The 18200-nt window shown below is 45.5% G+C and carries 14 protein-coding genes; 9 read left to right on the top strand and 5 right to left on the bottom strand.

The features are described from left to right. Positions 1–66 precede the first annotated feature (66 nt). Positions 67–972 carry a sterol desaturase family protein gene (locus QE357_RS15085; RefSeq protein WP_106637577.1) on the top strand — a complete coding sequence of 302 codons (906 nt, stop codon included), beginning with the start codon at positions 67–69 and terminating at the stop codon, positions 970–972. A 3-nt stretch (positions 973–975) separates the two neighbouring features. Here QE357_RS15085 and QE357_RS15080 read toward each other — a convergent pair whose 3' ends face one another. Next, positions 976–1434 carry a GNAT family N-acetyltransferase gene (locus QE357_RS15080; RefSeq protein ID WP_309709036.1) on the bottom strand — a complete coding sequence of 153 codons (459 nt, stop codon included), beginning with the start codon at positions 1432–1434 and terminating at the stop codon, positions 976–978. Positions 1435–1556: 122 nt separating this feature from the next. Between QE357_RS15080 and QE357_RS15075 the strand changes: the two genes are divergently transcribed. Continuing rightward, entirely contained in the window at positions 1557–2366 is an 810-nt protein-coding gene (locus tag QE357_RS15075; RefSeq protein WP_309709033.1) for an SDR family oxidoreductase, read from the top strand. 63 nt (positions 2367–2429) lie between these two features. Further along, complete coding sequence (locus QE357_RS15070; RefSeq protein WP_309709030.1) at positions 2430–3296, top strand: serine hydrolase; 867 nt, start codon at positions 2430–2432, stop codon at positions 3294–3296. Positions 3297–3545: 249 nt separating this feature from the next. Here QE357_RS15070 and QE357_RS15065 read toward each other — a convergent pair whose 3' ends face one another. From QE357_RS15065 to QE357_RS15050, 4 genes are all read right to left on the bottom strand, one after another. After that, positions 3546–5315 carry a MutS-related protein gene (locus QE357_RS15065; RefSeq protein ID WP_309709027.1) on the bottom strand — a complete coding sequence of 590 codons (1770 nt, stop codon included), beginning with the start codon at positions 5313–5315 and terminating at the stop codon, positions 3546–3548. Between the two features lie 146 nt (positions 5316–5461). Beyond that, positions 5462–6727 (bottom strand): glycosyltransferase family 4 protein, encoded by a 1266-nt coding sequence (locus tag QE357_RS15060; protein WP_309709024.1) that lies wholly within the window; start codon positions 6725–6727, stop codon positions 5462–5464. Between the two features lie 98 nt (positions 6728–6825). Next, the gene (locus tag QE357_RS15055; RefSeq protein WP_307140809.1) at positions 6826–7713 is read right to left on the bottom strand and encodes a glycosyltransferase; all 888 of its coding nucleotides are present in this window, start codon (positions 7711–7713) and stop codon (positions 6826–6828) included. A 94-nt stretch (positions 7714–7807) separates the two neighbouring features. Beyond that, positions 7808–8593, bottom strand: a complete 786-nt coding sequence (locus tag QE357_RS15050) for a TylF/MycF/NovP-related O-methyltransferase (RefSeq protein WP_309709021.1) — start codon at positions 8591–8593, stop codon at positions 7808–7810. Positions 8594–8951: 358 nt separating this feature from the next. On the opposite strand from QE357_RS15050, the gene QE357_RS15045 reads away from it, so the two are divergent. From QE357_RS15045 to QE357_RS15020, 6 genes are all read left to right on the top strand, one after another. Beyond that, positions 8952–9893 (top strand): glycosyltransferase family 2 protein, encoded by a 942-nt coding sequence (locus tag QE357_RS15045; protein WP_309709017.1) that lies wholly within the window; start codon positions 8952–8954, stop codon positions 9891–9893. Next, the gene (locus tag QE357_RS15040) at positions 9886–10833 is read left to right on the top strand and encodes a glycosyltransferase family 2 protein (protein ID WP_309709014.1); all 948 of its coding nucleotides are present in this window, start codon (positions 9886–9888) and stop codon (positions 10831–10833) included. Before QE357_RS15045 ends, QE357_RS15040 begins: the two co-directional genes overlap by 8 nt. A gap of 300 nt (positions 10834–11133) precedes the next feature. Further along, on the top strand, positions 11134–12639 hold the full coding sequence (locus QE357_RS15035; protein WP_309709012.1) for an oligosaccharide flippase family protein: 1506 nt from the start codon (positions 11134–11136) through the stop codon (positions 12637–12639). 94 nt (positions 12640–12733) lie between these two features. Beyond that, on the top strand, positions 12734–15094 hold the full coding sequence (locus tag QE357_RS15030) for a TonB-dependent siderophore receptor (RefSeq protein WP_309709010.1): 2361 nt from the start codon (positions 12734–12736) through the stop codon (positions 15092–15094). A 231-nt stretch (positions 15095–15325) separates the two neighbouring features. Further along, positions 15326–17227 (top strand): M1 family metallopeptidase, encoded by a 1902-nt coding sequence (locus tag QE357_RS15025; protein ID WP_309709007.1) that lies wholly within the window; start codon positions 15326–15328, stop codon positions 17225–17227. Between the two features lie 610 nt (positions 17228–17837). Next, positions 17838–18194, top strand: coding sequence for a BlaI/MecI/CopY family transcriptional regulator (locus QE357_RS15020; protein WP_106637605.1), 357 nt, complete (start codon positions 17838–17840; stop codon positions 18192–18194). Positions 18195–18200 lie beyond the last annotated feature (6 nt).

Below are 18200 nucleotides of genomic sequence, written 5' to 3'. Positions count from 1 at the left end.
TTGAAGGAAAAATAAAAACGATTTGTTGCATTTTTGCAAGGTGCTTAGAGTAACACCTTGATTGCCATGGAACGTATATTTACCTTCATCACTACTCCAGTGTACATTATTTTTATTGTACTGGAGCTTTACATCTCGCATCGCGAACGCCTTGGATTGTATAATTTCAAGGAAACCCGTAATAGTCTGCTGCTGGGCCTGGGCGGTTTGCTCATGGACGTGCTCATGAAAGGGCTTACCTTTTTTGTGCTTGATGGGCTGGCCCGGTTTTCTCCACTTTGGGATTTCTGGCAGCAGCATCCCCTGGCGGCCTGGGCAGGCGTTTTCTTTGCTCAGGACTTTTGCTTTTACTGGTTACACCGGGCCGAACATTACTGCCGCGTCTTGTGGGCGGTGCATTCTACGCACCATTCCGCCGAACGGTATAACCTGACGGTAGCCCTGCGTTCGTCAATGTTTCAACCCCTTTACCGGTACTTGTTTTATGTCCCGGCGGCTTTGCTGGGTTTTGATGCCCTGCATATCATGTTCATCTATGCAGTAAATCAGACCTATCAGTTTTTTCTGCATACCGAAACGGTAGGAAAGCTTGGCTTCCTGGAAAAATTCATGGTAACCCCATCGCATCACCGCGTACATCACGCCTCCAATGTGAATTACCTCGACAAAAACATGGGTCAGGTGCTCATTATCTGGGATAAAATCTTCGGAACGTATGCCGAAGAAGATCCTAACGATCCAACGTATTTTGGATTAACCAAACCCCTGCCCAGCCAGAAATTTACGGACGTTGCTTTTGATGAATGGCGACACCTCGCCGAAGACCTGAGCAAACCCGGACTGGACTGGAAGGATAAATTCAACTACATCTTTGCTCCACCCGGCTGGTCGCATGATGGCAGTACGTTAACCTCAAATCAGCTTCGGCAAATCGGTGAAAAATCATCGATGGGAAAAGAGGTATTTCACTGATCATTAAAGGTCAACCCAGAAGCTAAACCCATGCTTTCGAAATCCCAGCGATTCGTAAAAAGCATGGGTTTTTTCGCGAATAAGGTTGCTGGAAAGACTCACTTTATAGCACTTTTCTTCCCGACATTTCTCCATGGCAAACTGCATCATGCGTTTGCCAATGCCCTGTCCCTGAAATTCTGAACCTACGGCCACATCTTCAATAACGGCTGATTTGGCTCCGTTATGACCCAGATTTTCCATGATGAGTAAGGCAAACGTTCCGATGATTCTCCCCTGTACCAAAGCCACGTATATAGTATAAGAAGGGTAGGTCTGCATGGTTTTGAAAATGTGCATAGCCTCTGCTTCCGACAAAATTTTATCGTCCTGCAAAGCATCTTTATACAGTAATAAAATCGAAAAAAGGTCATTCGATACGGCTGGTCTGATCTCGGGTAATAAGGTGTGCATACGTTTCATGAGGATTAGATTCTGGTAAATGAATGAGTATTTATTGGAACGAATGGGAAAAGCAGCCCTCACTTAGCAAAGACCGCTAATCTTTCAGTTACTTTGGCCCTTCACTCCGTCACAAAAAACGAATGGCTTACGGTTTATTAAAAGGAAAACGAGGAATTATTTCTGGAGCCTTAGATGAATATTCTATCGCCTGGAAAGTAGCGTTGAAATGTTACGAAGAAGGAGCCACATTGGTGTTGACGAATGCTCCCGTTGCTCTGCGAGTAGGCGATCTGCCAAGGTTATCGGAGGCTTGCCAGGCTCCGATTATCGCTGCGGATGCTACCAACGTAAACGATCTGGAAAACCTCTGGAGCGAATCGCAAAGGGTGTTGGGAGGGAAGGTCGATTTTGTGCTTCATTCCATCGGGATGAGTCCCAATATTCGCAAAGGCCGTCCTTACGGAGATTTGAATTACGACTGGTTTCTGAAGACGCTGGATATTTCGGCATTATCTTTTCATAAACTCCTTCAAACGGCTGAAAAACAGGATGCTATTGCCGAATACGGCTCGGTTGTAGCCCTGAGTTATATCGCTGCCCAACGATCTTTTCCTGAATACACGGACATGTCGCAGGCTAAGGCCATGCTCGAAAGCATCGCCCGAAGTTATGGCTACCGATACGGGAAACTTAGAAAAGTTCGGGTGAATACGGTTTCGCAATCGCCGACCAAAACTACTGCGGGAACGGGTGTAGGAGACTTCGATGCGTTCTTTGCATACGCTGAACACCTGTCACCGTTAGGTAACGCTTCCGCAGAAGCCTGTGCCGATTATATCGTTACGCTTTTCTCGGATTTGACGCGTTCGGTTACCATGCAGAATCTGTACCACGACGGTGGTTTTTCCGCTGTTGGAATTACGCCTGAACTAATGGACCGAATCAAGTAACGCTATTGATTCCTAACGTATCCAAGCGTAACTTGGCAAAAACATGCTTCTTTCCCAAATGCTATGAAATGGTTCTTTTGCCTTCTTTTTCCGCTGATCAGTTCCGCCCAGCAAATGACCTTAAAAGATCAGATTACGCAGTACCTCGCTGATAAAAAAGGAACCTATGCGGTTGCTTTTAAAAATTTGCAATCGAAGCAGACCGTGTATCTCAATGAACACGAGTTGTTCCACGCGGCCAGTACCATGAAAACGCCAGTGATGGTGGAAGTATACAAGCAAGCAGCAGCCGGTAAGTTTGCTGTGAGGGATTCCATTCTGGTAAAGAATGAATTTAAGAGTATCGTAGATGGAAGTACGTACCGCTTAACTCCCGAAACGGATAGCGAACAGAAGTTATATACCGAAGTAGGTCAGAAAAAGTCGATTTATGATCTGATATATCAGATGATTATCGTAAGTAGTAACCTGGCTACAAATATTATTATTGATCTGGTTGGTGCGGAAAAGGTTACCAAAACTTTTCATCAATTAGGAGCAAAGAATAGTCAGATCAGACGTGGGGTGGAAGATCAGAAGGCGTATCAGAAAGGACTGAATAATGAAGTGACGGCTTATGATTTAGCAGAGTTATTCGAGAAGATAGCCAAAGGGAAAGCAGTTAATAAAGAGTCTTCAAAGGCCATGATTCAGATTCTACTGGATCAGAAATTCAACGATATTATTCCTGCTAAACTCCCTGCTGGAACGAAGGTTGCTCACAAAACCGGCTCTATCACCAACATTTACCACGACTCGGGCATTGTCTATCTCACCGACGGTCGTTCATATGTAATCGTCTTACTCTCCCGGGATTGGGATACCCGCGAAAATGCCATTCAAACGATGGCAACGATTTCTGAAATGGTTTATCAGGGTTTGAAAAGGTAGAGACGCGACTTTATCGCGTCTGGCCGGGGAATGAAGGTCATTTGAACCGTAACCAAATCAGCCTTTTATGCCGTGGTTGGTGTCTCACCAACCACTGTTTGCGTACAAATGGCTGGTGAGACACCAGCCATGGCAGGGAAAATCCTAACTAAAGCAGCCTCTACCCAGACGCGATGAAATCGCGTCTCTACCGTATAACAGATAGTAGAAAACCTACTCAAACAAGAAATCAAACGTTTACAAACGGCACTAAATAACGCCCATCTTTCGCATCAGGAACGTCGCACTTCGGTTTTGGCAGATGCCTTCTAGTAATTGATAACTGAAGAAAAGTTCATCGTTAATAATCTCGGCTTCGAAGCACTTGTTGCTCAGCATTTCGGGATAATCGGCAGTAATATCACAGACTTCCAGATCGTGCGTAGCAATGACGCCAATCGCTCGTTTTTCGATCAGTTTTTTAATTACTTCAATCGTTCCGCTGCGTTTATCGTCGGAATTCGTTCCCCGGAAAATTTCGTCCAGTAAGACAAAACATACCTTTTCATTCAGAGTAGTGATGATCTCTTTCAAACGCTTTACTTCGGCGAAAAAATAAGATTCACTATCCGCCAGCGAATCACTTAATCGCATGGAAACCAGAATATCCATGGGCTGAACGGTAGCTGCCGTTGCACATACGCAGGAGCCTACATTGGTTAACAAAAGATTGATTCCGAGCGTCCGTAAAAACGTACTTTTTCCTGACATATTCGAACCCGTAAGGATAATGAATTGCGGATGAAAAGTTACGTCATTAGCCACCCGTTTCTCCCGACGTAACAAAGGGTGAGCCAGGCTTTTGAATGAAACTTCGCCGGATTGGCTTAGGGTCGGGTAGGCAAAATCGGGATTATTATAGGCGAAATTGGCAAAGCTGTTCAGGGTTTCGAAAGTACCTAAAGTAGCTAGCCAGTCTTTGATCGAAGCGGCGTGTTTGGCTTTCCAGTTTAATAACTGATGCAGGGTATGAACGTGAGATTGGTAGAAACCATTAGTAATAATTGCAGCTAAGGCATGATTAATACCATTCATGGCCGCTAATAACGAAGAAAGTTGTCGAACGCTCAAACTGGCCGCCTGATTTTGGGATTGGTAAATCTGTTTTAAGGCTTGTAATTCTTCGCTTTTAAAATCTTGTTTTTCAATGGATTGAATGAGCGTACTGTATTTTTTTATAATAATGCCGATGCGTTCCGAATCAACGGTTTCCGATTGAATCTGTTTTAAGTTTCTGGAAACCAGGAATAGGTTAATAACTCCTACAATTCCGGCGAGGGTTAATAAATCAGTGTCCCAGGTTAATACGAAAAAGAGCAGGCAAATGACTAATAAGGCAGGAACCGCAAAAGCCAAAACTCTAAAAATGGGTTTGACGGGCGGACTTTTTCGCTCAGCCCAGTCCAGAATAGCCCGGTATTCTTCCGAAGTATCCTGACCAATTTGAGCCAGAGCGTAAAACTCCTGTCGCCACTCCGCACAGCCTGCCAACTCCTGAATAGCCCTTTGTCGGGCGTTAATTTTATGGTCTGGTAGTCGGTTTAATAATTGTTGAGCTAAAGCTTCCTGTCCAATGGAAGTGGCGGTTCGGTTCAGGTGTTGATAGAGCGATTTTTCTCCGAATAAATCCAGGTCAAAAGCGTAGGGATGCGAGACTTGCTGGTGTTGAATGCCATTTGCGAAGGGAAGTTTCCCTCCAGTTAAATAATCAATTTCATTTTGATTAATCTGGATGAGTCTTTGGGTAATGGCCATTTGACTGGACAGTTTTTCGTGCAGACTCATCAAGTAACGAAACAGCCCTAGGGGAATAATGAGTAAAAACCAGATCCAGCCTTCGGTGGATGTTTGCGTCAGGTAAATGATAAATCCTGCTAATAGAACTGTTAAAAATCGAAAGGTTCCAACGAGGTTATAACGACGATTCAGATTCGTTAATTCTTCCTGAAAATGGACTAAACGTTGATTATAAAAGGACATGGTAATTTTCAGTTGGCCGTTATCTCAGTAATCAACGGCTGGACGAAATAAAGTAGAGACGCGATCAATCGCGTCTGGGTAGAGACTGTTTAGGTCCCCATTCCAATGATCTCCATTCCCCAGCCAGACGCGATGAAGTCGCGTCTCTACATTTTTAGATGTTTATATAAGTCTTCATAACGCCGGGCAATGACAGGTTCCGCGTAATTTTCCAGTACCTTGGTTCGGGCGTTTTGCTGAAGTTGTTTCGCGTTGGGGGCGTAAAGGGTCTGATGCATCGCCCGCATGAGATCATCGGAAGAACGATAGTCAGCCAGAGCTCCGTTAATGCCATCATCAATTAACTCTGGAATGCCACCAATGCGAAAACCTACCGAAGGGGTGCCGCAAGACATGGCCTCCATGATGGTATAAGGCAGGTTTTCTTCCAGCGAAGGAATCACGAAAACGGAAGCTGCCGAATAGGCCCGGGCAATACGCTCAGGATCGGACAGGCGACCGAGATGATGCGACCGATAGGGCAGAGCAGGTAATCCCTGCGTTTGTCCAAAGATTAATAACTCAACCTGATCTTTCGTTTCCGGGTACAGGGCCGCCATTTTTTCCAGAGCTTCCTTAAAGTAAGAAAAGCCCTTCATCGGAGCATCCACCCGCATGGCTGCGAAGAGAATGAGATGTTTATGTTGCGGGACGTTCAATTTCCAGCGAGCTTCTTTTTTGTCAATCGGTTTGAAAACGTCCGTATCAATGGGGTTCGGAATGCTGACTACGGTATGGTCTTTCAGTAAACTGCTTTGACGAGCCCGATTAGCGAGCCAGTCGCTACAGGCTACCATCGTTAACGCAGCCGGGTCCATCACTTTCTTCTTACGTTCCCAAATTTCGTGGGACAAGTCGATTTCGGAAGGATACCGTAAAAATTTACAATTGCCACACGCTACCTGGTAATGATCACAGTCGCCGCTGTGATGACAACCGCCCGTGAAGGGCCACATGTCATGCATCGTCCAGACGATAGGTTTCTTTAAATTAGCTAGTTTCTGAAATGATTTGGTAGAAAGAAAACCGTGATTAATCCAGTGCAAATGCAGAATATGAGCTTTTTGCACAAATGGATGATCGGTTACATCTTCTCCGAATAAGGCCGGGTCGAAAGCCCAGTGCTGCTCTTTAGATTTTTCGTATGCTTTCAGATATAATCGCTCGCCCGCAAAGCGGGTCAGGGCCTTTTTCTTTCCCCACCAGGAGTCATCATACGCTACTACTGCTTCGCTGGAAGTCTGTTTTTGCTGGACTAGAATTTGGGAAAATAAAGGAGTATACCGACTCAAGGCCTGCTGCAGACGGAGAGCTCCCATAGAAGCTCCGCCCATGTTATCAGAAGTACTAAAAAGCGTAACGGATGTAGGCATAACTCTCGTAGTTTTCAGTGGGTAGTTTTCAAATTGGACAAACGCTCATATCTAATGAAAGAGTAACTGAAAACGGTAAACAGGAAACTGAAAACTAATCAAATTCCGTATTTAAATCGATTAATAAGCTTTCGAATCAGGCTGAGGCGGAAGTGCCGGCGAAGGTTTTTATGAATGGCTTCGTCGGGAGAAACGGCCTTGGTCAGGCGGGTTAATCGTTCCACGCGTTGCACATCCCAGCGGTGCGTTCCTTTCCCAAAATTGGTGCCTGAGCCGTCCATACCTGTACTCTCCAGTTTTGAAAATCGTGGGTGCAGGTTATACGCCTGATGTTTGTAATGAGCGTAGGTCCAGCGGATGGCCCAGGAATTCAGATCGCCCACTTGCTGCTTCTTCAGCATGGGTAACAAATCTTCCCCGCCCCGCATGAATTCCCGTTGAGCGGGTTTGTTCTTCATGAATTCCGGGAAGTCCTTTACCTCCCAGTCTACCTTTTGCCAGCGATCGGGCCAGGTCCCCCAGCCGTATGAACAGCCCCGTGCGAGTAATAACACCTCGTGCGGATATTCGTCGGGAATGGTAATGGGATAGAGGTAACCCGAAACAGAAAAGACTCTTACGTCATTCCGGTAATATTGCAGCGATTCGTTCATGAATCGCAGGTAGTCCCGGGTGCAGAGCAGATCGTCTTCCATCACGATGATTTTATCATGCATGGTCAAGACTTGCGTAACGCCCCGAATGATCGAAGCGGCCAGCCCTCGATTGTTTTCACTGAAATCCAGTTCAATACTTCCAAACCCTCGAATGCTTTGGGCAAATTCCCGAACGGCCTTTACCTTTTCCTCATCTTCCGCCGTTCGAGGGCCGTCCGAAAAAATATACAAAGGACTAAACTCCGATTCAGGACAGCGAAGCAAACTTCGAACCGTTTGTCGGAGGTGTTCCGGACGATTGTAACAAAACAAAGCAATCGGTGCAAACATGATAGTTTCCAGTTTCCAGTCTTCAGTTTTCAGTTTGCCGTTAGCTTAAATTTTATCCTAACTGAAAACTGTAAACTAACCACTGAAAACTGTATTAAAATTGTTTAATCAAAATACCCTGTCCCGTGGGGGAGGTGAAAATGGTGTGACCTACCTTTTGGGCGAAAGCGTCGTGGCCGTGTTTCTGGGCTTCGCAGGTGGGGAATCCGTAATCATCGAAAATAACCACGGCTCCTTTGACCAGTTTGGGCCAGAAATATTCCAGTGCTGCGACTTCAGGAACGACAGCATTCATATCAATGGATAGAAAGCAGATCTGCTCGGTGTCGGCCTGGGGTAAGGTATCTGGAATAGCTCCTTTGATAATACGAACGTTGAAACCCTGAAAAGTCTGCTTGACCTGCTCGTATAAATTCTGACTTTTCTCGTAACCCATCGTATGGTTTCGCTTGATTTCGTAATCAGAACTGTACCGTGGGTCCAGGCCCTGAAAGGTATCCATCAGGTAATACCGCTTATCTGTTTTCTGGAAGTCGATGTATTCCATAATGGCCCGGTCGCAGAAACCGCTGAATACGCCGCAGGCCACAAAGTCGCCGGGGAGGTTTTTAACCTGATCTGCCGCCCAGCAAAGCATGTAAATTCGCCATTCCATGCCGTTTTTAGGCACCAGCGAACCGCCGAGTTTGGTAACCCACTGGTAAGCTCTGGCGAAACGAGGGTCTTGCTTAAATTCTGTATTGACTTCGGTATAAAGCTTGTCCGTGGCGTAGTGAAACTTGTCTTTCTGGAGCAGGTGAAAATTCCACGGAGCCCGAACAAACTTCAGGTAAGGAATCCAGGATTCGGGGACAACTTTTGATAGAAAGGTTAATGCCATTTTTTGAGTTGACTGTTGACAGTGAGTAGTTTTCAGTTTATTACCGAAAATCCAAACTGACTTTTGACTGCAAAATTCATGTAAAATAACCACTTCATCAGGATTACTTTCGATTTCGTTCTTGAAAATGATGGAGGGTTAATGAATACTGAACGAAAATAGAAGGGTAGATGAAGCAGGTAACTGACTGATTACTAGTAAATAACAGCAAGACGGAATAGGTCAAAAACTCAAAATCTGAAACTCAAAACTCAAAACGTAACCCTCTAAACCACAATCGCTCCATTGAAAACTGAAAACCGGAAACAGAAAACTACCGAAGTGGCCTTACCTTCGTGGTCAAAAAAGTCCCTGATTTATGCCGAAACTTTCGGTTTGTATTCCTGCGTATAAAGAACCTGACTTGCTGGAAAAAGCACTGCGGGCACTGGAAACACAAACGTTTCGCGATTTTGAACTAATCCTGACGGATGACACCCCCGATGATTCCGTTCGGAAACTGGCGGAACGCTGGCAGGATCGATTACCCATTACCTACCAGTCGCACCGACCTTCGCTGGGAACGCCCGAAAACTGGAATGCGGGGCTGCGGCTAGCTCAGGGCGAGTATGTCCTCGTTCATCACCACGACGACTGGTTACTACGTCCCGATAGTCTGGCTTTATTCGTAAAAGCTCTCGACGATCAGCCGGAAGCCGTTTTTGCTTTCGCCAATACGGATATTCGCCGGTTGGAAACCGATGAACGCATTCGCCTCAATCGACCTTCAGAAAAGCAGTTAGAGCAACTTAAAACCGAGCCGGAAGTATTAATTACGGCAGATTTTGTTGGGGTGCCTAGTACCGTTATGTTCCGAAAATCAACGGGGATTTTCTTTGATTCTCAACTGAAATGGCTCGTTGATGTAGACTTTTACGTGCGTTGTCTGCGATACTGTCCGGTGGCGGCTTACATCCCTGAAGCGTTAGTGGGAGTCGCCATTCATGAAAAGCAGGTCACCGCTTCGGTTACCAAAAACAAGAACTTATTACTGTTTGAATACTTTACGGTAGCCGAAAAATTTGGTATTGACCTCCGTCGAGAACCCTATGCCGGAGCGTACGGTTACTGGTGCTGGCGACTGAAGGTCAAATCAGTGGATGAAATTAGAAAAGCGGGTTATGTGGGTCCATTACCGAAGGGCACCGAAGCGGTTATCCGAAGTTCCTGGAAGTACGGCATGCGTCATCGCTATATCAAACTGGTCATGTTCGTAAAGTATCGTATCCTGAAACTCAAACGAAAGGATTTACATGAATGAGTTACCCCTTTCGGTCGTCATCTGTACCTATAACCGGGCCGACCTGATTGGCCTGGCTTTGGAAGATTTAACAAAACAGACCCTGGATACCAGTCAGTTTGAGATTATAGTCATTGATAATAACTCCAAAGATAATACCTCCGAAGTCGTTCGAATCTTTACGGAAAAGTATCCGCATATTCATTATTTTTTTGAAGGTAAACCCGGTCGTAGCATTGCCCGAAACCGGGGTTGGCGGGAAGCCAAAGGCACCTTTGTGGCTTATCTGGATGATGATATTCGGGTAGATCCCCAATGGGCGATGGCCCTGTTAGGAGCTTTGCGACAACAGCCACAGCCCCTGGCCGTGGGGGGACTGGTAGAACCCTGGTACGCCGAAACGCCTCCCAAATGGTTCATTCCCGAATTTGAGTTACGGAGTTGGGGAGAAAAAGCGGGTTACATTCCGGCTCATCGGGCTCCGTTTGGTTTTGCCGGGGGTAACATGGGAATTGCCAGAAGCTTACTTGAAAAATACAGAGGTTTTCAGGAAGAACTAGGGGGTGGGGGCGATCACATGCCCCGTATGGGAGAAGAAACCGATTTGTTTTTCCGAATTTATAAAGATCATCAGGCCGAGGCCGACCGAATTTTCTGGTTTGAACCAGCGGCCCGCATTCAACACTGGACACCCGCCCGAAACTGGCAGGTGCCGTACCGAATGCAACGCAGTCACGCCAGCGGAGCTGCCAGGGCCTGGATGATGGGAGTAAAACCTTTTTCTGTGGGATATTGGCGGGTGATGGCTTTCGGAGTGAAATCAACGTTTCGCTTCATGCAGGCCTTGATTTCCAGTAAAAACCCCAGAAAAACGGAATGGATTAAATACCGACAAACGCTGGCGTACCTGAAAGGCTTTTCGGATGAAAGCATTCAGCATGGGAAAGATGGTTTGAAGTAGATAGAGAGTTTGAATGTTTGATTAGGGTTTGAAAGGTTTGAGGAAGAAATCAACCCCGGAGGGGTTGAATATGAATAGCCCCGGGCTGGATAGCCCCGGATTTCATCCGGGGGAAAGGGTGGTTTGGGGATTATAAATCCCTTACAGATGGCTTTCGGATTACAGATCCGAAAGAGCAAATCGGAAATTTTATACATTCCCCGCAGATGGCTAATCAAACATTCAAACTCTCAAACTTTCATACATCAAACAAAACTCAAACACCCTATAATCAAATAAAAAAATAAACAGCATTATACCTTGGGAATAGTTATTCGGCAGAGTTTGAAAGCCACGGGGGTAACCTATCTGGGCGTTGTGATTGGCACGCTCAATCAGATGGTTGTTGCCCTGTATTTTCTGGAAACCCAGGAAATCGGATTGACTCGTTCATTATTGAGTTTCAGTTTATTACTTTACGGCATTTTCACCTTCGGCGGCCCAGCCATCGCCGATCGATTCTTCAGTCATTTCCGAAATGAAGAATTAAAGCATAACGGTTTCCTAACCTTTCTGCTGGGGTATGCCGCCTTTTATTTCGTGGTCTTTATCGCGGTATTCCTGGCTGCCAAGCCCTGGTTTACTGATTTCTACGAAGACCAATCGCCGGAGTTAGTGAGGTACTATTACCTGTTGATTTGGCTGACGGGCTTTAACCTGTTACAGGGTATTCTGGAGGCGTACTGTCGCAATTTGCAACGCATTGCCATCCCTGCTTTTTTACGCGAAGTAGGACTGAAACTGGCCAATATGGCGGTGATTCTGCTGTATGGATTCAAGCTTGTGACGCTCGATCAGTTCGTGCAGTTGTTTGTATTTTCCAATGCTTTTGTAGGCATTGGTTTGCTGATTTACCTGCGATACATGGGCAAGCTCTATCTGGCCCCCATTTCCTGGAAACTGGTAAACCCGGTGATCGGTGAGATGATGAGATTCGGCTTTGTTGCCTCAATAGGAGCCATCGGAACGACCCTTTGTACCTACCTGGATATTCTATTAATTGGTTCCTATAAAGGCCAGAGTTGGGCCGGAATTTTTGCTACGGCCACCCTCATTGCCTCGCTCATTGAGATTCCCAAAAAATCATTAACGCAGATTGCGATTCCATTAGTAGCTCAGTCGCTGCGGGAGAAGAAGTATGAAACCGTTCAGCAAATGCACCAGAAAGTGGCTCTGCACCAGTTACTTGCGGGACTTTTTCTATTCATTGGTATCTGGTCAAACATTGATGATCTCTTCAAGATTTTACCCAAAGGAGCCGAATTTGCTTCGGGGACAACGGTCGTTTTTCTATTCCTGATTACTCGCCTGCTGGACATGGCGGGAGGGATGAGTAGCGAGATTATGGGTTATTCCCAGTATTACCGCGTTTCAACGGTTTTCGTACTGATTTTAGGGGGCTTAACCATCTGGACGAACCATCTGCTAATACCTCGTTTCGGTATCAATGGCTCCGCGATGGCTACTACCATTACTATTCTGATTTACAGCACCATGCGGGCGGCTTTTGTTTATTGGAAATTTAAAATATTACCCTTCACGCACCAAACACTGGGAGCGTTTGGCATTGGTTTGGTAACCTATCTCATTACCTGGGCCATTCCTGATTTTGGTGAATCTTTTCTTACCCAGGTAATTAACATCGCTCTTCGCGGAACGGTGACTACCGTCGTTTTTGCTTCTCTGGTGGTAGGCTTACGTATTTCTCCAGAGATTAATGGAATCGTGGATAATGTGATCAAAAAGTTCAGGAAAACCAATCCTTAAGATAAGATTAAAAAAAGAAATAATTTATTTTTAATTAATCTAAATAGACTTAGATTTGCGGCCATTCTATGTTTGTTTCCCAATATTTAAAAATATGGCCGTGAGGTTTCTACACACTAGCTTTCTTCTTCTATTGAGCATCTGTGCCTTCGCTCAGAATGGCAAAATTACCGGACAGGTACTTACCTCCGATAACAAACCCGCTTTTAGTGTTACAGTAAGCCTGAAAGGTCGGGCCATTGGTGCCATGACGGATGAGCAGGGTAATTTCACTATTCCCAAAGTACGGGCTGGGAAGTATACTCTTGTGGCTAGTTTCGTTGGATTGAAATCCCAGGAACAGGCTATTGAAGTGCTTGAAAATGAAACGACTACTGTTTCTTTCATGCTTCATGAATCATCTAATGAACTTCAGGAAGTAGTGGTCCGTTCGGCTCAGAATCCTTACCATAGCAATCAGGTTTCTTCGACCTTACGCATCAGTGAACCTATTCTGGAAGCTCCTCAGAACATTCAGGTGATTACGGGTAAAGTATTAGGTATTCAGCAAATTACAAGCCTAAGCGACGGGTTGATCCGTAACGTCAGCGGGGCCACTCGTCTGGAACACTGGGGAGATACCTATGCTCGGGTAAACATGCGTGGCTCACGGGCTTCGGCATTTCGGAATGGCATGAACATTACGTCTACCTGGGGACCTTTAACCGAAGACATGAGCTTTGTGGATCACATTGAATTTGTGAAAGGTCCTGCGGGATTTATGATGTCAAACGGCGAGCCTGCCGGTATGTACAACGTGGTAACCAAACGTCCCACCGGGGTAACTAAAGGCGAAGCGAGCCTGCTCTTGGGCAGTTATGATTTTTACCGGACCTCGCTGGATCTGGATGGAAAATTCTCGGATAAAGTGCTGTACCGTTTTAACGTCATGGGTCAGACTAAAAACTCCTTCCGTCCTTACGAGTATAACAACCGTTTCAGCATTGCCCCCGTTATTACCTATAAACTTGATGACAAAACTACTTTGACTACAGAGTACGTGTACCAGCACGCCAAAATGTCAAACGTAGGTAGTTACTATGTATTTGCGAAAGACGGCTATGCGGTATTACCCCGCAACTTTACACTATCTGATCCTGGGTTGGAACCTACCAACATTGATGATCATAACTTGACAGTCAATCTTCAGCATCAGCTGAATGATCGTTGGAAATTAACTGCTCAGGTAGCCTATTTCAATTATATGCAGAAGGGTAGCTCAATGTGGCCTGCTTATGGAGTAGGCGAACCTGATGCCGCTGGTAATATCATCCGTAGCGTTAGTCTTTGGGATGCTTCTAATGTTTCCAAATTCGGTCAGTTATTCCTGAATGGTGAAGAACAAACCGGAAAAGTTCACCACCGCATTCTGGCTGGTCTGGACTTGGGTAGCAAACAATACCTGGCCGACTGGAATCAGTCTCATAACCTGGATACATCGAAATCTTTTAATATCTACCGTCCTACTTACGGTTCGCCTGCGAATGGATATCCAAATTTTGATCGTTCAAAACCTCTGGCTGAACGGGCGGGAATTTACGGAACGCTTTCTCAGAGCTATACGGGGCTGTACTTACAGGACGAGTTAGGATTCTTCGAAAATCGTTTACGCCTGACCATTGCGGGTCGCTTTACTTATGCGAAAGACAACCAGTACAATACCATCACGTCTGATAAGAAAGTAACACCCCGATTTGGTCTGAGTGGATCTATTGATAAGAATACAAGCGTTTACGCATTGTATGATCAGACATTCCTTCCTCAAACGGGTATTCTCCGTAGTGGAGGCCGCATCAAACCCATTTCAGGTAATAACCTTGAAGTAGGTTTTAAACGTGACTGGTTTGGTGGTAAGTGGAATACAACGCTGGCGATTTATCGCATCCTGAAAAACAACCAACTTTCGCCCGATCCAAGCAATGCGGCTGGTCAAAACTTTGTGTTACAGTTAGGACAAACGCAGACCCAAGGCATTGAGTTTGACTTACGTGGTGAGATTGCTCCCGGTTTAAGCCTGATTGCTAATTATGCTTTAACGGATTCAAAAGTGACGAAAGAAACGTCGGACGCGAAAGTGGGTGATAAGATTCCAGGGTATGCCAAACACAACGCCAATGCGTGGGTAACCTACAAAATTCAGAAAGGTGTACTGAAGGGCACGGGTTTCTCCGCGGGCTTCAATTATCAGGGAGATCGTACTACTTGGAACTGGTCAGCTACGAGTTATGGAGAATTACCTAATTATTTCAAGCTTGACGGCGGTATCTATTGGGAAAATGATCGCTTTAACGTAACCGCTAACGTCTTCAACGTTCTGGATACGTACTTGTATACGGGTGCGGCTTATGGAACTTATTACTACTGGCAGGCAGAGCCTGGCCGCAATTCGCGGATCGGTGTAACGTATAAGTTCTAGTTACTGGTTGTTAGGTATTAGAAAGGCTCTTGGGAAACCAGGAGCCTTTTCTTTTTCCGTTGTGAGCCTTGGTAGCATAGAGTCTTTGTGCAAAAGAAAGAACTAAAGATCAGCTAAAACCGAGAGCCTTTGTAACAACAATTGAAAACGAAAAACGGAAAACTGAAAACTTGTAAACTATTAACTTACTTGTGTACATTAGGATCAGATTTTCACATTAAATCCTTCATCATGCGTTTATTGAGTAAAAAATCCGGCTTACTGACGGCGGCATTGCTGGCTTCTTTTGCGGGAATGAGTCAGAATATCCAGAACTTACCCGTACCTCTGGAAATTCAGAAAGCGTATTCCAATGAAACCCGGGCGACCAATGGCAAACCCGGTGCGAAATACTGGCAGAACCATTCCGATTATAAAATTCAGGTCGAACTCAACCCGGCCACGCGTCAGTTGAGCGGCACGGAACAGGTCGTTTACACCAACAACAGCCCCAACCGTTTGTCAAGCCTGGTAATCCGGTTATATCCTGACATTTTCAAGAAAGATGCCAACCGGGATGAGCGGGAAATTGATCCTTCCGATCTGAATGATGAAGGCGTAACGATTGAAAGCGTAACCGTTAATGGAAATGAAGTAAAGACCCAACGCAACGGAACGAATATGTTCGTAACGTTGAAAAGTGGTTTGGAAACGGGGCAGAAGTTAACGCTGGACGTGAAATGGAGTTACCTGATTCCAGCCAAAACGCACATCCGGGAAGGCTTATACTTTAAGTCTTCTTACATGGTGGCGTACTGGTATCCCCAAATTGCCGTATATGATGATATCGACGGCTGGGATAGACAGGATTATACCGGACAGAAAGAGTTTTATAACGATTTCAATAATTACGACGTGGACATTACCGTTCCGGCCAGTCATCTGGTGTGGGCTACGGGCGAATGGCAGAACCCTGAGAAAATTCTTTCTCCTGAAATTCTGGATCGTTACAAGGGCTCTCGTACTTCTGATCAGGTGGTGAGAATTGTCACTGCTGAGGACCGCGAAAAGGGTGGAATTACCATTGCAAAATCGGGTAAACATACCTATCACTTCAAAGCCGAACACGTTCCTGATTTCGTGTTTGCTTCTTCGGATACCTATCTCTGGGATGGGTCCAGTGCGGTTGCTGATAGTAAAACGGGCCGTCGCACGGCGGTAGCTGCGGTGTATCATCCGAGCAGCAAAGATTTTTACGACGTATGCCGTTATGCCAAACAGTGCGTTGAATACTTCTCTACGTATCTGCCCGGTGTGCCTTTTCCTTACCCCAACGAAACCGTATTTAACGGATCGGGTGGGATGGAGTTCCCAATGTTTGTGAATGATGGCTCGTATCCTCCGGCTTTTGCGGCTGAGGTAACGGCTCATGAGATTGCTCACACGTATTTCCCGTTTTACATGGGAATCAATGAGCGTAAATACGCCTGGATGGATGAAGGCTGGGCTCAGACCTTACCGAACTGGATGGAATTTCAGATTGACGGCATGCCGAAGAAGTTTATGCCTCAACAAACCAATGCCGCGTATTTTGATCAGTTTGCCGGAAAAGAGCAGGAGCAACCCATGATGGTTCCCACAAACCTGTTAACGGGAACGGCTTACACGTTTGCCACCTACATGCGTCCTTCGCAGGCGTATACCTTTTTGCGGGATATGCTAGGGCAGGAGAAGTTCAAAGCAACGTTACAGGAGTATATGGCTCGCTGGAATGGCAAACACCCCATGCCTTATGATTTCTTCTTCTCTTTTAATGATGCGTTGAAAGAAGATTTGTCCTGGTATTGGAAGCCTTGGTTCTTCGAAAAGGGGTATCCTGATCTGGCTCTTTCAGAAGTAGCGATTGACAAAAAAGGCAAGGCCAAAATCGTAGTTACGCAAAAGGGCTCATTACCCATTCCGATTCGCCTGATTGTACTGTTTACGGATAACTCTACGGAGGAAATCAACGAAACGGCACGTTACTGGAAGAACGGAGCGAAGACTTTTGAGGTAGAAAAGAAATTTAGTAAGCCCATTCAGAAAATTACCCTGAGCGGCTTGATGATTCCTGATGTAAACCGCAAGGATAACGTTTGGGAAGCTGGGAAGTAACTCCATTGTTCATCAAAAGAAAGCCCCGACTGGAATTTCCAGTCGGGGCTTTCTTTTGGGGAGGCAATTATTTTTGCCGTTGTTGGTGTATTGCGAAGCATTCCATGCTGGGAGTCACCCACCACTAAGTACGTAACGCTTTGATTTAAATACGTCCGGCTGAAGAGTAGTTGATTTCCCACTCCGTTGCTGTTTTTTGCCAAGGTTCTCGCAATCCATTAATGGAAAATAGTTGTTGGTTGACCGTTTTTAGTGATGGGTTCATACAGAAGTAACACACCAACTTCCTATGGCCATTCCGAATGCAGAGAGGAACCTCACTTGGAAATGAAAACCCGCCGAAGCCCAATAGCCCAACGGCAAACTCCGCTTCAACCGAAAGCAAATCCCGTTCTTCGTTCAGGAAGATAAAGAAAGAAAAGTGCTCGTCTGCGACGCAGACGAGCACTTTTCTTTCAACAAACAGCTAAACTCTTGTTTCCTATTACTTGACTTTTAATATTTAAAATTAAAAATTTAGTTATTAAACGTATTTATCAGTTGTATAATTGAAAAATACGTTTAATCTTTGTGGGGAAGTCAGGGAAATGAAAATATTAATACGAAACCGATGGAAGAATTAACCCGAACGGAAGAACGTGTGATGCAGGCGATTTGGGAGCTGAAGGAGCCTTTTTTTGTGAAAGATCTGGTGGAGCGGATGCCCGAAAAACCGCCGTATAATACCATCGCGTCAGTGGTGCGTATTCTGGAATCGAAAGGATTTCTGGGATACAAGGCGTACGGACGGACGTATGAATATTTCCCGAAAATCGCGAAAGCTGACTATCGAAAAAGCGGATTTCAGAAATTGCTGAGCGACTATTTCGATGGCTCGGCTATGGGATTATTGTCATTTATGGCGAAAGAGGAGCAGATTACGCCCGAACAAATCGAGCAATTACGGAAACTAATTGACGAAAACTAATCACTC

The organism is Siphonobacter sp. SORGH_AS_0500, assembly GCF_031453245.1.
Lineage (GTDB): Bacteria > Bacteroidota > Bacteroidia > Cytophagales > Spirosomataceae > Siphonobacter.
The sequence above is the reverse complement of the archived record's forward strand: the minus strand, read 5'-3'. Positions and strand labels throughout refer to the sequence as shown.

Bases quoted from the DNA above. Each gene is read 5' to 3' on its own strand.
- QE357_RS15085 (WP_106637577.1), top strand. From the start codon at position 67: ATGGAACGTATATTTACCTTCATCACTACTCCAGTGTACATTATTTTT.
- QE357_RS15080 (WP_309709036.1), bottom strand. From the start codon at position 1,434: ATGAAACGTATGCACACCTTATTACCCGAGATCAGACCAGCCGTATCG.
- QE357_RS15075 (WP_309709033.1), top strand. From the start codon at position 1,557: ATGGCTTACGGTTTATTAAAAGGAAAACGAGGAATTATTTCTGGAGCC.
- QE357_RS15070 (WP_309709030.1), top strand. From the start codon at position 2,430: ATGAAATGGTTCTTTTGCCTTCTTTTTCCGCTGATCAGTTCCGCCCAG.
- QE357_RS15065 (WP_309709027.1), bottom strand. From the start codon at position 5,315: ATGTCCTTTTATAATCAACGTTTAGTCCATTTTCAGGAAGAATTAACG.
- QE357_RS15060 (WP_309709024.1), bottom strand. From the start codon at position 6,727: ATGCCTACATCCGTTACGCTTTTTAGTACTTCTGATAACATGGGCGGA.
- QE357_RS15055 (WP_307140809.1), bottom strand. From the start codon at position 7,713: ATGTTTGCACCGATTGCTTTGTTTTGTTACAATCGTCCGGAACACCTC.
- QE357_RS15050 (WP_309709021.1), bottom strand. From the start codon at position 8,593: ATGGCATTAACCTTTCTATCAAAAGTTGTCCCCGAATCCTGGATTCCT.
- QE357_RS15045 (WP_309709017.1), top strand. From the start codon at position 8,952: ATGCCGAAACTTTCGGTTTGTATTCCTGCGTATAAAGAACCTGACTTG.
- QE357_RS15040 (WP_309709014.1), top strand. From the start codon at position 9,886: ATGAATGAGTTACCCCTTTCGGTCGTCATCTGTACCTATAACCGGGCC.
- QE357_RS15030 (WP_309709010.1), top strand. From the start codon at position 12,734: ATGGCCGTGAGGTTTCTACACACTAGCTTTCTTCTTCTATTGAGCATC.
- QE357_RS15025 (WP_309709007.1), top strand. From the start codon at position 15,326: ATGCGTTTATTGAGTAAAAAATCCGGCTTACTGACGGCGGCATTGCTG.
- QE357_RS15020 (WP_106637605.1), top strand. From the start codon at position 17,838: ATGGAAGAATTAACCCGAACGGAAGAACGTGTGATGCAGGCGATTTGG.